17 protein-coding genes are annotated in these 13,542 nt (G+C 44.2%); 10 read left to right on the forward strand and 7 right to left on the reverse strand.

The window, feature by feature from the left end:
• The first annotated feature begins 11 nt into the window (after positions 1-11).
• The 8 genes from atpE to G5B12_RS03545 all read left to right on the forward strand — a co-directional run bounded on the left by atpE (position 12) and on the right by G5B12_RS03545 (position 6,535).
• Positions 12-230: an ATP synthase F0 subunit C gene (gene atpE / locus G5B12_RS03510; RefSeq protein ID WP_021652814.1), complete on the forward strand. Its 219-nt coding sequence runs from the start codon at positions 12-14 to the stop codon at positions 228-230.
• A 50-nt stretch (positions 231-280) separates the two neighbouring features.
• Positions 281-781: a F0F1 ATP synthase subunit B gene (atpF, locus tag G5B12_RS03515; protein WP_021977339.1), complete on the forward strand. Its 501-nt coding sequence runs from the start codon at positions 281-283 to the stop codon at positions 779-781.
• Positions 762-1,265 (forward strand): ATP synthase F1 subunit delta, encoded by a 504-nt coding sequence (gene atpH / locus G5B12_RS03520; RefSeq protein WP_015525579.1) that lies wholly within the window; start codon positions 762-764, stop codon positions 1,263-1,265. Before atpF ends, atpH begins: the two co-directional genes overlap by 20 nt.
• Before the next feature lie 7 nt (positions 1,266-1,272).
• Positions 1,273-2,781 carry a F0F1 ATP synthase subunit alpha gene (gene atpA / locus G5B12_RS03525; protein ID WP_174087751.1) on the forward strand — a complete coding sequence of 503 codons (1,509 nt, stop codon included), beginning with the start codon at positions 1,273-1,275 and terminating at the stop codon, positions 2,779-2,781.
• Between the two features lie 8 nt (positions 2,782-2,789).
• Positions 2,790-3,680: an ATP synthase F1 subunit gamma gene (atpG, locus tag G5B12_RS03530; protein WP_021977341.1), complete on the forward strand. Its 891-nt coding sequence runs from the start codon at positions 2,790-2,792 to the stop codon at positions 3,678-3,680.
• Between the two features lie 5 nt (positions 3,681-3,685).
• Positions 3,686-5,083, forward strand: a complete 1,398-nt coding sequence (gene atpD, locus G5B12_RS03535) for a F0F1 ATP synthase subunit beta (protein WP_021977342.1) — start codon at positions 3,686-3,688, stop codon at positions 5,081-5,083.
• A 9-nt stretch (positions 5,084-5,092) separates the two neighbouring features.
• The gene (atpC, locus tag G5B12_RS03540; protein ID WP_021977343.1) at positions 5,093-5,500 is read left to right on the forward strand and encodes an ATP synthase F1 subunit epsilon; all 408 of its coding nucleotides are present in this window, start codon (positions 5,093-5,095) and stop codon (positions 5,498-5,500) included.
• A gap of 186 nt (positions 5,501-5,686) precedes the next feature.
• Entirely contained in the window at positions 5,687-6,535 is an 849-nt protein-coding gene (locus G5B12_RS03545; protein WP_174087752.1) for a hypothetical protein, read from the forward strand.
• Positions 6,536-6,591: 56 nt separating this feature from the next.
• Here the strand turns inward: G5B12_RS03545 and G5B12_RS03550 are convergent, their stop codons facing one another.
• From G5B12_RS03550 to G5B12_RS03560, 3 genes are read right to left on the reverse strand one after another with little or no spacing between them, the layout of a single operon-like run.
• A complete protein-coding gene (locus G5B12_RS03550; RefSeq protein WP_174087753.1) occupies positions 6,592-7,305 on the reverse strand; it encodes a hypothetical protein in 714 nt (237 codons plus the stop codon).
• A 3-nt stretch (positions 7,306-7,308) separates the two neighbouring features.
• A complete protein-coding gene (locus G5B12_RS03555) occupies positions 7,309-7,803 on the reverse strand; it encodes a hypothetical protein (protein WP_021977346.1) in 495 nt (164 codons plus the stop codon).
• Positions 7,804-8,361, reverse strand: a complete 558-nt coding sequence (locus tag G5B12_RS03560; RefSeq protein ID WP_330597604.1) for an RNA polymerase sigma factor — start codon at positions 8,359-8,361, stop codon at positions 7,804-7,806. It abuts the gene before it with no gap.
• 64 nt (positions 8,362-8,425) lie between these two features.
• Between G5B12_RS03560 and G5B12_RS03565 the strand changes: the two genes are divergently transcribed.
• Both G5B12_RS03565 and G5B12_RS03570 read left to right on the forward strand, forming a co-directional pair.
• Positions 8,426-9,628, forward strand: coding sequence for an alanyl-tRNA editing protein (locus G5B12_RS03565; protein WP_255493858.1), 1,203 nt, complete (start codon positions 8,426-8,428; stop codon positions 9,626-9,628).
• Positions 9,629-9,633: 5 nt separating this feature from the next.
• Positions 9,634-10,524 carry an amidohydrolase family protein gene (locus tag G5B12_RS03570; RefSeq protein WP_174087755.1) on the forward strand — a complete coding sequence of 297 codons (891 nt, stop codon included), beginning with the start codon at positions 9,634-9,636 and terminating at the stop codon, positions 10,522-10,524.
• Here the strand turns inward: G5B12_RS03570 and G5B12_RS03575 are convergent.
• The 4 genes from G5B12_RS03575 to G5B12_RS03590 form a co-directional block, all read right to left on the reverse strand.
• Positions 10,494-11,657 carry a hypothetical protein gene (locus G5B12_RS03575; RefSeq protein WP_118071306.1) on the reverse strand — a complete coding sequence of 388 codons (1,164 nt, stop codon included), beginning with the start codon at positions 11,655-11,657 and terminating at the stop codon, positions 10,494-10,496. The two genes, G5B12_RS03570 and G5B12_RS03575, sit on opposite strands and share 31 nt — an antisense overlap.
• 26 nt (positions 11,658-11,683) lie before the next feature.
• Positions 11,684-11,884, reverse strand: a complete 201-nt coding sequence (locus G5B12_RS03580) for a hypothetical protein (protein WP_021977351.1) — start codon at positions 11,882-11,884, stop codon at positions 11,684-11,686.
• A gap of 127 nt (positions 11,885-12,011) precedes the next feature.
• Positions 12,012-12,776: a GNAT family N-acetyltransferase gene (locus tag G5B12_RS03585; protein WP_021977352.1), complete on the reverse strand. Its 765-nt coding sequence runs from the start codon at positions 12,774-12,776 to the stop codon at positions 12,012-12,014.
• Between the two features lie 4 nt (positions 12,777-12,780).
• The gene (locus G5B12_RS03590; protein WP_174087756.1) at positions 12,781-13,407 is read right to left on the reverse strand and encodes an SGNH/GDSL hydrolase family protein; all 627 of its coding nucleotides are present in this window, start codon (positions 13,405-13,407) and stop codon (positions 12,781-12,783) included.
• Positions 13,408-13,542: the final 135 nt, after the last annotated feature.

Below are 13,542 nucleotides of genomic sequence, written 5' to 3' on the forward strand. Positions count from 1 at the left end.
AGGAAAAAACTATGTTAATCGCAATTGGTGCAGCTATCGCAGTTCTTACAGGTATCGGAGCAGGTATTGGTATCGGTCTTGCAACATCCAAAGCAGTAGAAGCTATCGCAAGACAGCCGGAGGCAGAGAGCAAGATCAGTAAAGCACTTCTTCTTGGATGTGCTCTTGCAGAGGCAACAGCTATTTACGGTTTCGTAATCGGTCTTCTGATCATCATCATGCTTGGCTAATAGGTAAAGACGAGATACTAATTCAGGATTAAGAGAGGCAGGTGGACCAGGTGATTAAAATTGATATCAACCTTGTCTTTACTATTATAAACCTGATCGTTCTTTATCTTTTAATGAAGAAGTTCCTTTTCGGCCCGATCATTGGTGTTATGGAGAAGAGAAAATCCATGATCGATGAGCAGTTTGCTTCAGCAGAGAAGACAACCACTGAAGCAAACCAGCTGAAAGGACAGTATGAGGATGCACTGAAATCTGCGAAGGAGGAATCCTTCAGTATTGTAGAGCAGGCTAAGGACGAGGCAAAAGTACAGGCAGACAGCATCGTGAAGAGAGCTAATGATCAGGCCGGTCAGATTCTTGAGAAAGCAAGAAGAGATATCAGCACTGAGCAGGAAGCTGCTATGAAAGCGATGGAAGGCAAAGTGGCTGAGCTGGCAATGGATGCAGCATCCAGAATCATGGGAAAAAAGAACGACGAAGCACAGGATATGTCCCTATATGACCAGTTTTTAGAAGGAGCAGGTGATCCTCATGACAGAGACGTCCATTAATTATGCAAAAGCATTATACGGTCTTTCTGTCCCGGGGGAGGCAATCTGCGAAACAGGAAGGATTTTTAAGAATACACCTGAGATAGGTAAGATGCTTGAAAATCCACTTGTTTCCCTCAAAGAAAAAGAACAGGTAATAGAGCGGGTTTTTCCGCAGGAAATGAAGAGTTTTCTTAAAGTAACGTGTAAGTATCAGAAGATTGACAGAATCGGAGAGATCCTTGAAGCTTATGATGCTTACAGCCGGGAACAGAAAGGAATTCTCAAGGCAGAGCTTCTTTATGTAACACGTCCTGCCGAAGAGCAGGAAAATAAGATGAAGGAGTTTCTCCGTAGCCAGTTTTCTGCCAGAGAAGTGGAACTTACCCTTACAGAGGATAAAAGCCTTGTAGGTGGATTTGTTCTCAGGGCAGGAGATCGTGAGTACGACTGGAGCCTCATCGGACGTTATAAGAAACTGAAACAGAAATTAACCCGGAGGTGAAATTGAATTGGGTGCAATAAATCCAGATGAAATCATTTCGATTCTCAAGGAAGAAATAAAGAACTATGACGAAATCAGCAAGGACCAGGAAGTAGGCACTGTCATCTCCGTGGGAGATGGTATCGCAACTGTTTATGGCATCGATCATGCCATGTACGGTGAGGTCGTGACCTTCGAGAATGGTCTGAAAGGTATGGTACAGGATGTCCGTGCCAACAGCATGGGATGTATTCTTTTCGGAAAGGATACAGGAATCAAGGAAGGCACCAAGGTTGCCAGAACTGGCAAGCAGGCAGGTATTCCGGTAGGGGATAAATTTATCGGAAGAATCGTGAACGCACTTGGTGAGCCTATTGATGGAAAGGGAGAGATCCAGGCAGAGGAATACCGCCCGATCGAGAACCCGGCTCCTGGAATCATCGACCGTAAGTCTGTAACTGTACCTCTGGAAACGGGAATCCTTTCTATTGATTCCATGTTCCCGATTGGCCGTGGACAGCGTGAGCTTATCATCGGCGACAGACAGACAGGTAAAACATCCATCGCAACAGATACGATCATCAACCAGAAGGGTAAAGATGTAATCTGTATCTATGTTGCTATCGGACAGAAGGCTTCTACTGTTGCAAAGGTAGTTTCCAATCTTGAAAAATATGGTGCAATGGAGTATACAACCGTATTCTCCGCAACAGCCAGTGACTGTGCACCTCTTCAGTATATTGCTCCTTATGCTGGTACTGCTCTTGCAGAGTATTTCATGTATCAGGGTAAAGACGTACTGATCGTATATGATGATCTTTCCAAGCATGCAGTGGCATATCGTGCGCTGTCACTTCTGCTTGAGCGTTCTCCGGGACGTGAAGCTTATCCTGGTGACGTATTCTACCTCCATTCCAGACTTCTGGAGCGTTCCAGCCGTCTGAGTGAAGAGGCAGGTGGCGGATCCATCACAGCACTTCCGATCATTGAGACTCAGGCCGGTGATGTATCTGCATATATTCCTACAAACGTAATTTCCATCACAGATGGTCAGATTTTCCTGGAAAGTGATCTGTTCTTCTCAGGTATGCGTCCGGCAGTCAATGTTGGTCTTTCTGTATCCCGTGTTGGTGGTGCGGCACAGACCAAGGCTATGAAGAAAGCTTCCGGTAGCGTACGTATCGATCTGGCACAGTACAGAGAAATGGAAGTATTTACCCAGTTCAGTTCTGATCTGGATGAGGCTACAACTGCACAGCTGAAATACGGAAGCTGTCTGATGGAACTTCTGAAACAGCCTCTTTGCAGTCCGTTAAGTCTTCATCAGCAGGTAATTACTCTCTGTGTTGCAACTCACAAGCTGATGGTCGACGTAGAAAAGAAAGAGATCAAGAAATATCAGAAAGACCTTCTGGAGTATTTTGATAATGTATATCCAGAGATCGGCAAAGAGATCGAAACTACAAAACAGCTCTCTGATGAGCTTGTAGAGAAAATCATAAAGGCGGCAGAAGAATTCAAAGATAAGAGCAGGTAGGTGTTGATATGGCAAATGCAAAAGAAATACAGACTCGTATGAAAAGCATTCAGGACACCATGAAGATCACCAATGCGATGTACATGATTTCTTCTTCCAAGATGCAGAAGGCGAAGAAGATTCTGCAGGATACAGAACCATATTTCTATAATATGCAGGCTGCCATTGCCAGAATCCTCCGTCATATGCCGGATATCCAGCATCCTTTCTTCAGTGAGCGTCATCTTGTTCCAAAGGAAGAGAGAAAGGTAGGTACCATTGTCATTACAGGTGATAAAGGTATGGCTGGTGCATACAATCATAATGTACAGAAAATGACAGAAGATTTCATGGAAGAGGTACCGGGACATCATAAACTGTATGTTCTGGGTATGGTAGGACGTCAGTATTTCGGCAAGAGAGATGTGGATATGGACGGCAGTTTTCAGTATACAGTACAGAAGCCGACCATGCACAGAGCGCGTCTTATCACAGAAGAGATCGTACGGGCATTTTTGGAAAGAGAGCTGGATGAAATTCACATTGTCTATACACAGATGCAGAATGCAATGGCGATGGAAAATGTGAATATGCAGCTTTTACCGCTGAAAAAAGCTGATTTTAAAGTTGGTCAGGTTCCGGCAGACATTTACCAGGAGGAGATCGTGTTATCTCCATCTGCGGATGTACTTCTGGATACCATGATCCCGAACTACCTTACAGGTGTGATCTATGGATGTCTTGTAGAGGCATATGCCAGTGAGAACAATGCGAGAATGACAGCAATGCAGTCCTCTACAGATAATGCGAAGGCGATGCTGAAGGATCTTTCCATTCAGTACAACCGTGCACGTCAAGCTGCGATCACGCAGGAGATCACAGAGGTTATCAGCGGTGCTAAAGCACAAAAAAGGAAGTGATGACTATGAATAAAGGTAAGATTGTACAGGTTATGGGACCTGTTGTAGACGTTGTTTTTGAAGACGGACAGCTTCCGAATATCAAGGATGCGCTTGAAGTTGAGAACAACGGTAAGAGATGCGTTATGGAGGTGTCCCAGCACCTTGGAAATAATATCGTACGCTGCATCATGCTGGGAGCCAGTGAGGGCCTGCAGCGGGACAGAGAAGTAACAGCTACCGGAAGCGGCATCAAGGTTCCGGTTGGAGATAAAACACTTGGTCGTCTGTTCAACGTTCTTGGAGATACCGTAGATGGTGGTGAATCTCTGGAGGGCGAAGAGCATTGGGTCATCCATCGTGATCCGCCTTCATTTGAAGAACAGAAACCGGCAGTTGAGATCCTGGAGACAGGTATCAAAGTTATCGACCTTCTTGCACCATATGCCAAAGGTGGTAAGATTGGTCTGTTCGGTGGTGCCGGTGTTGGTAAGACAGTCCTTATCCAGGAGCTGATCCAGAATATCGCTACCGAGCATGGTGGATATTCTATTTTCACCGGTGTCGGTGAGCGTTCCCGTGAAGGTAATGACCTTTGGACCGAGATGAAGGAATCAGGTGTTCTTGAGAAGACAGCCTTAGTGTTCGGACAGATGAACGAGCCGCCCGGAGCACGTATGCGTGTTGCTGAGACAGGACTTACCATGGCAGAGTATTTCCGTGATCAGGAACACAGAGACGTACTTCTTTTCATTGATAATATCTTCCGTTTTGTACAGGCAGGATCTGAGGTTTCCGCTCTGCTTGGACGTATGCCATCCGCAGTAGGATATCAGCCTACACTGGCAACTGAGATGGGTGAACTGCAGGAACGAATCGCATCTACCAAGGAAGGATCTGTTACATCTGTACAGGCAGTATATGTACCGGCCGATGACTTAACTGACCCGGCTCCGGCAACAACATTTGCCCATCTGGATGCAACAACAGTTCTTTCCCGTAAGATCGTTGAGCAGGGTATTTATCCGGCTGTAGATCCTCTGGAATCTACTTCCCGTATCCTGGAGGCAGATATTGTCGGTGAAGAACACTATGAAGTAGCACGTAGAGTACAGGAGATTCTTCAGAAGTATAAAGAACTGCAGGATATCATTGCTATCCTCGGTATGGAAGAGCTTTCAGAGGAAGATAAGCAGACTGTATTCCGTGCAAGAAAGATCCAGAAGTTCCTTTCCCAGCCATTCCATGTAGCTGAGAACTTCACCGGTATCAAAGGTAAATACGTACCACTGAAAGAGACCATCCGTGGATTTAAGGCAATCATCGATGGCGAGATGGATGATTATCCTGAGAATGCATTCTTTAATGTTGGAACTATTGATGACGTAATTGCAAAAGCAAAAGCCGAGGAGAACCGGCAGTAAGGAGCGGCTATGAGTGAGACATTTGGCCTGGAAATTTACGCCAGCAATAAACTGGCTTATGCAGGACGTGCTCAGAAGCTCATTATTCCGGCAGTGGATGGTGAGCGGGGATTTCTTGCTCATCATGCGAATGTCGTAGAAGCTATCATTCCCGGTGAGATGCGTTTTGCGGATGCAGAGGGCAATGAGCATATTTTTGCGGTGAGCAGCGGATTTGTTGAGATGATCAACAACCGTGCCAAGCTGTTCTGCCTCAGCGTAGAGAGCCCGGAGGAGATTGATATCCGCCGTGCACAGGAAGCCAAGGAGCGTGCAGAAGAGCAGCTTCGTCAGAAGCAGAGCATTCAGGAGTATCATATGAACCAGATGGCTCTTGCGAGAGCGATGACACGTCTTAAAGTAACACATAAGCAGTAAAAAATATATTACAGAAAGCACCTGTTGAATAGTAAAATAAACGTAGATCATAAGTTGGTTACGTTTATGACCATGTGACAGAGCGGAATGAGAACAGCCGCTTTGTACAGAGAATATTCAAAAGGTGCTTTTTTATTATACTGATATAAAAAAGCCAGAGTATGCAAAGAAAAAGGAGGAGAAAAAATGAAGAAAGGAAGAGCAAAAAAATTACTGGGTATCTGTATATTTCTTATGGGTCTCATGATCTTTTCCGTACTGCCAGTGCAGGCGGCAGCACCCAGGATGTATACAATTCAGCCGGGAAAAACCTGGACAAGGTATGATATTACCGGCGATGGAAAGAAAGACAGGATTAAGGTTGTCCGGAAAAAAAGTCAGTATGATGGGTGCTGGAACGGTGCAGATATTTATGTAAATAATACAAAAGTCTGTGCAATAAATAAAGCTTTTATGGATATGTCCATTCGTATTATTACATTATCTAATGGAAAACCTTTCCTGTGTCTGAGAGGTGGTACGGATAATGATATCAGTGTATTCCACGGACTTTATCAGTACCGTAACGGAAAAATCGTTCAGGTTGTAAATTTCATTAATGAAACATATGGACGACCGGTAAATGAAGCGAAAATTTACCTGAGTGGTAATACAGTTCGTGTAAGAACGGAGGCTATGTCATATTCTCTTGGATATTGTACAACAGAATTTACATACAAATATCAGAAAGGAACATTACTTCGTACATCCAATTACGGAAAATATATAAAACTTAATGCTGCTAACAAGAGAACAGGACTTTTTGCAGCGGCAAAGAACATACAGGCGTACACAACTCCCACTTCCGGAAGTAAAGCATTTGTGATCCGCAAGAATACGGGTGTGAAAATTCTGAATTTCTGGACCGCTGGGAATAAGATGTATATCCGTGTAAAAAATGGTTCCAAAACAGGCTGGATCAAAGCAGTAACATTTAAGGAATCACAGGGCTATGCAGGGTCACCGCAGTTTTCCAGGGTTATGTATACAGGCTGATGAAAATAAAAAGATCCGTTGTCGGAAGACTTCGGATCTTTTTTTGAAGTTACTGATTATTCAGAGGGAGAGGTATCTTCCTTATTTTCGGAAAGGACAGTATTTTCAGAAGGAATACTATTTTCAGAAGAAATATTGTCCTGAGAAGAAAATGTCTCAGGATTTTTTTCAGCAGCTTCTGAATTATCATCAGGGGAAGCTATTTGCTGATATGGACGGTACGGTTCCCAATAATGCTCATCTTTATTTTTTTCTTCCTCCAGTTTCTTTTTTTGTTGAGTGAGCAGATAAATACCTGCAGCAATGATACCGATAGCAATGGCAATCTGAGGAAGACTGTTGCAGATTTCATAGGCATAGTGGGACAGATTATCCGGTATAATGAGGTACAGAAGAGCTGTGAAACGGCTCCACAGGATACAGATACCGAACAGGATCAGAATCCATGCAGTTACATTTCTGTGCTTCTGGAGGAACTTTCCCATATTACCGGAAAACTGATCCATGTGAAGAACGTAATTGTCATCAATAGAGTAAAATTCTTCTTCTGACAGGGATTTCAGATTATGGACATTAAAGAAACTGTAGAACCATATCACGGGGAGAAACATGGCCAGCCATCCAAGACCGGTAATGGAAGCCAGCGCGATTGAGCCCCAGAACAGCAGCATAATGCTGATCCCCTGTTTTTTGAATCCCATGTACATTTCCCCGGCACCGGGGATCAGAGAAAAAATAAATACCCAGAAACCATGTTTTTGTTTTTTCATAAATTATTTGCCTCCGTTTATAATTTTATTCGTAAGATCATTCAGATTATCACTGATATTCTGAGAATGTTCGTAAAGATGTGACCCTACCTGTTCAGAAATCCAGTTCAGTCCGGACCCGATGTTAAAAGATGAAGAGATTTTTGTCCGGGTTTCCCGGGAAGGTCGTAAAGTGGTAAAATCACTCTGTGATACAGAAAAAAGCATGATCAGTGCCACACCCATTCCAACAGCGGTACGTAAACCTGCACAGAGAAGCCGGAACCAGTAAGCGGTTTCGCGGATTTTTCTGGAAGCAGTTACCTCCGGTGAAGAAGCTTTTTTCATAATTTCTTCCTGCAGATAAGAAGGGGCAGGTGCAGAAGCAGTCTCTTCCTCCTGAAGCAGCTGGTCGAGGCAAAAATCACATTGCTCCATATGTTCCAGAAAATGGATCATTTCTTCAGTATCCATAGTTCCGCTTTGAAATTTCTGTAATTCATCCTGTGGTATATGCATCTAATCGCTCCTTTCCAGCAGTGCCTTCAGCATGGATCTTGCACGGTAAATCTGCGTCTGGACTGTTTTGGTATTTTTGTTCTGCGCTTTTGCAATCTCTGCGGCAGTTTTTTCTTCGCAGAAATGTGCGGTGGCTACTTCCCTGTAGGGACTTTTCAGATCTGAACACAAATGCCGGATCTGATTCTGGAAATCTTTGTCCAGAAATGCTTCTTCCGGGGAGGATTCTTTATCATGGAGCTGTTCAAAATAAGTATCCTCTGTAGGGATGGTACGTCTGCCGGCAGCTTTCAGATGATCCAGGCACTTGTGGACTGCGATCTTGCTGAGCCAGGCTTTTTCGTAAGTACCGTCAAAACGGGAGAGATTTTTGTAGGCGGAAAGAAAAACATCCTGTGTCAGATCCTCGGCGTCAAAAGGATTGCCCACCGATTTCAGACAAATGGAAAATATTAAATTTTGGTATGTATGTATCAGATATTCCAGATATTCTTCCCGTGTGATGTGATCAGCTCCTTTCTCAGCCCGTTCACTTATTATAACGCGTAAGACAGAGATAAAACTTCAGTTTTAAAAGCAATTTTTTGAAAAAAATAGAATTCTTATAGCAGGGAACCCCAAATTGGTCTATACTATAAAACGTCAAAGCAGAGATGCAGAAAGGATGAGACAGATGACAGAGACAAAACGCTTATATTATGAAGATGTATATAAAAAAGAATTCACAGCCAAAGTCCTGGAGTGCAGAGAAGCAAAAAAAGGCTTTCACATTATTCTGGACGAGAGTGCCTTTTATCCGGAAGGCGGCGGACAGCCAAGTGATGCCGGATATCTGAACGACGTGAAAGTGAAAGAAGTACATGAAAAAGATGGAGAACTTCTTCATTATACAGATAAACCGCTGGAAGCAGGAACAGAAGTACAGGGTCGTATCGACTGGGCAAGAAGATTTGATCTGATGCAGCAGCATTCCGGTGAGCATATGGTCAGCGGCCTGATTCATGAGGCCTATGGATATGATAATGTGGGCTTTCATATGGGCAGCGATACCATCACTGTAGACCTGAATGGTCCATTGGATGAGACACAGCTTGCCGAGATCGAGCAGAAAACAAATGAAAAGATCTGGGAAGACACTGAGGTGAAAATCTTATATCCTACAGCTGAAGAACTGGAAAAAATTGATTACCGAAGTAAAAAAGAACTTACCGGCCAGGTGCGTATTGTGGAATTTCCGGGCGTGGATATCTGTGCATGTTGCGGAACCCATGTGACACATACCGGAGAGATCGGTATGGTGAAGCTTCTTTCTGTGGAAAAATTCCGTGAAGGTGTCCGTATTGAGATGATCTGTGGAAAACGTGTTCTGGATTATCTGAATATGGTCAACGATCAGAACCATCAGATTTCTGTAAAACTTTCCGCAAAGATGGACAAGACCGCGCAGGCAGTGGAACGTCTTCAGGAAGAGAATTTCCGCCTGAAGGGACAGGTTGGCCAGATGGTGGATGACATGTGCCGTAAAGAGGCAGAGCGCTATGCAGGAAGCGGAAGTGTTCTTATCTTTATGGACGGAATGGATGCGGACAGTGTGCGGAAACTTGCGGATGCCGTAACACAGACCTGTCAGGGCTGCTGTGCGGTATTCTCCAAAAATGCAGATGGAAGTTTCAAGTACGCAATGGGTGAAAAAGACGGTGATCTCCGCCAATTTACAAAAGAAATGAATGCAAAATTAAACGGACGGGGAGGCGGAAAGCCATTCTTTGTACAGGGATCTGTACAGGCAACAGAGGAAGAGATTCGAAGATTTTTTGAGCAGTGATGAAAATGTTTGGAGAATGTCATGCACATATATTTCTTAACGGCTACGATTACCGGAAAGCCGTTGAGACACAGAAAAACGGGCCCCAGGATGCGCTGATCCGAAGTCATCTTAAGGAATATCAGAAAAGAGGAATCCGTTTTGTAAGAGACGGAGGAGATCATTATGGTGTTTCCAGAAGAACCGCACAGTTGGCCGGTGAATATGGAATTGATTACCGCACGCCGGTTTTTGCCATTTATAAAGAAGAGCATTATGGAAAAATTGTCGGAAAAAGTTTTTCGAATATGAAGGAATATCACCGCAGGGTTCTGGAAGCTGCTGAGGAAGGGGCGGATTTTATCAAGATCATGACTACCGGCCTTCTGGATTTTGAGGATCATGGAAAGATCACGGGAACTCCGCTTTCAGCGGCAGAAGTAAAAGAAATGGTACATATTGCACATGAAGAAGGCTTTGCAGTGATGAGCCATACCAATGGGAATTATGGAGTGCAGGCTGCAGTTGAAGCCGGTGTTGACAGCATTGAACACGCCAATTACATGGATGAAGAAACGCTTTCCATGCTGGCAGACAGCAGAAGTGTGTGGGTACCTACTCTTGTGACGGTCCGGAATCTGATGGATTGTGGAAGATTCGAAAATGAGATTCTGTCCTCTATTATCCGGACAGGCGAGGAAAATCTGAAAAAAGCTTTCAGGAAAAAAGTGCATGTGGCAGTAGGCAGTGATGCCGGTGCATTTAAGGTTCTTCACGGAAAAGGTACGGAAGATGAATGCAGAGCTTTTTTTGACATTTTGGGTGAGACACCGGAGGTATGCGCCTGGATGGAAGAGGGGGAAGAAAGAATCCGAACTCTCTTCCGTCACGGGTCTTCGAATTTAATACAGGTATAAATATTGGAGGTGCGTGATTTCGCAGGGTTAAAGGTAACCCGGAGATCCGCACCTTCTTCCATTCCGCTTGTGGAAAGATCCTGGACATTTTCACGGCTGCAGAGGATTTTTACTCCATCATAAGTCTGGATCAGCACAGTATTGGCGGTTGTACCGAGGATTGTACCGGTTACAGTGGAAGAAATATTGCGGATAGAAAGTGTATCCGGATCTTCACCTGTAATTCCGCGGATTTTCATGCCGTTAGTGGATTCCCCATTAAATTTACCGGTATAAATAATATTTACATAAGAACCAGGAGCCATGCCGCCTTTAAAGTATACAGGAACAGAAGTGAGTGGAACAGTCAGTTCCGACCCCGTAGTCTGAGGGACAACAGTCATGGTACTGGTGCTGACACTTACAATTTTTGCCCGGAGATGCTGTTCTTTTTTCTTCGGTGCCGGAGAAGGGGTGGGAGTTGCCGCAGGTACTTTCAGTGGATCGGTATCAGAGACACTGATTACTTTTGTGAAACTGCCATCGTACTGTTTATCACCAACTATGGTTTCGTTAATGAATTTGCCGCGAAAATGGACATAGACCCACCTGCCGGCTTTGATTCCTTTTTTATAGTATTGTCTGACACCGGTGACAGGAAAAGTTACGGTATTTCCTTTTTCTGTAACGATAACGAGTGCATTGGAAGTAAGTTTTTTTACTTTTCCCTTCAGTGTGCGATTTTCCAGAGGGGTTTCGTTATGATATTTGTCAGTTACTTTGATCGGAGAAATGGTGCTGATATCTGTTCCGGAAAGCTGCCCCTGATAGATTACGCTGACCTGGTCGCTGAATACAACACCGTATTTACATTCCAGTCTTGTCCTGGAAACGTCAAATACATAAGTTTCTCCGTCGCTGGAAATAGTCATATTTGTGCCGTCAAAATTCTGCAGTGTGCCGGTAATTTCATCCATATAAACCCGTTCTTCCAGGGAAGAATCCGATGCTTCCCGGGAGGTGGGATCTGAAGATGTGGCATCTGAAATTTTATCCTGAAGGGAAATAATGTGATCATCGATCTGATCATTGCTGCAGCCGCCCACAAACAGGGAAAGGCCCAGAATCATACATGCAGCAGACAGTTTTTTCATTTGTGTCCTCCGACCTGGGATAACGGTCAGTCCTGTTTATCTGTAAGGTCCTGGGATTCCGGTACCGGCATAAAATCAAAGATCTGGCGGAAGGATTCCCATTGCTCACGGCTGTCTATTCCATGGTTGATCAGACCCGTGCATTCAGTACAGGCATTGGTATCCAGATAATTTTTGTAATTAATATGATAGGGATTTTTTGTGTTTTTTTCCTGCGGATCATTCATGGGATCAGTCTCCTTATTGATTGATAAGGATCAGTATATGAAAGCAGGAAAGATTTTATACATGTTAAAAGTATTATAGCAAAAAGATTTTTTGATTTCTACAGGGATTTTTGGAAAATCCCCGTATTTACTGAAAGCGTGTTCCAACAGGCTGGACGCGGAACCAGTAAGTGTAAAAATACCGGAAACCAAGAGAACTGTAAAGCTTTTCAGCGGAATCATTGTTCTTTACCACCTGGAGATAGGCGTGGCTTGCGCCTCTTTTTTTGCCTTCATTAAGTAGACCGGTGCAGATCTGACGGGCGTATCCTCTGCGGCGGTAATCTTCACGCACATGGATCGCATAGATACCGATATAATCACGATCCAGAATTCCAAGCCCTGTGGCAATGATCTGGCCGTTTTTTGTGATGGAAGCACAGACGGTTTCTTTAAGAATTGCACGGTACATGGAAGGAACCACACTCCTGTGGATCGGATTCGTAGTTTTTTTCAGGTCAAAAAGACTGTGGATCCAGAAATCAGGAATTTCATTGGTAAAGAGCACATCGGTGACAGGCGTGTCCAGAACAGCCTGGGCCAGATCTACAGTCATGACATTGGTCACATGCTGAATGGAATAGCCACGGTTTTCCAGCATGTAGTCAAAATCCTGAGATACAAGTGGACTGATCTTGAAGATCGCAGGAGTTCCAAGGCGCTTATAGACCTGCTCGCAGTAGGGGATTTTTTCCCGCCATGGAAGGGTGGACGTTCCAAACTGTTCCACGCTGTTGGTTCTGTGAGTATAAAAGTAAGAAAAACGTAGAATCCATCCGTCATAAAGTTCCATTTTATGGGAGGGCCATGCATTCAGTGACATATCTTCAATTTTTTTGATTGCTTTTTCCATAACATTACCTTTCTGCTGTAATCAATGTATAAAGTTTTTCAGCCAGAATCCGGTGTCCCTGCCTGGTAAGATGAATGCCGTCTTCCGTTATGGCTGACATTCCATGCAGAGAAGCTTTCTGATTCAGGTCGTCTTGCAGCGGGACAAAAACGGCGCCGTATTTTTGACTGATTGTTCGGATATGGACGGACATCTGAGAAAGAAGGGGGAACCAGGAAGCGTAGCAGCGTGGCCATGGGAAAACAAATGGCTCCAGGAAAAAAAGCTTCCGTTTCCGGGAGCCTGTGCCGGAGAGCTTTCGGGCAAGCTGTTCATACCGGGCTGCGAATATTTCCATTAAATCCTGCTGTTGTGCGGACGAACGGCGGGTGTTCATCATGATTCCAATATCGTTGATTCCGATCAGCACAGTAACAATATCCGGATCAGAGGCTTCCAGCCAGGAATCCATGTTCTGAAGAAGCCGTTCCAGGGTAAAACCATCAATTCCTCTGTTTTCCATGGAAAAATCATAGCCGGCATTATGAAGGAGGCCGGAGAGAATCTTCACATATCCTTTTCCAGACGGATCTGCGGAAAAAAGTCGGCCACAGTCTGTGATGCTGTCGCCAAGACACAGGAGACGGGGCATAAAAGTTCCTTCTTTCTGTAACATTTCGTGCTTTGATAGTAGCACTTACACTCACAGTGGTCAAGCGCATGAAATATCGGAAAATGGGTAAAAAACGAATAAACGTGAAAAACATGAAATTTTTTTAAAAAAATT

It is taken from the genome of Blautia sp. MSK.20.85, assembly GCF_013317245.1.
GTDB lineage: Bacteria > Bacillota > Clostridia > Lachnospirales > Lachnospiraceae > Blautia_A.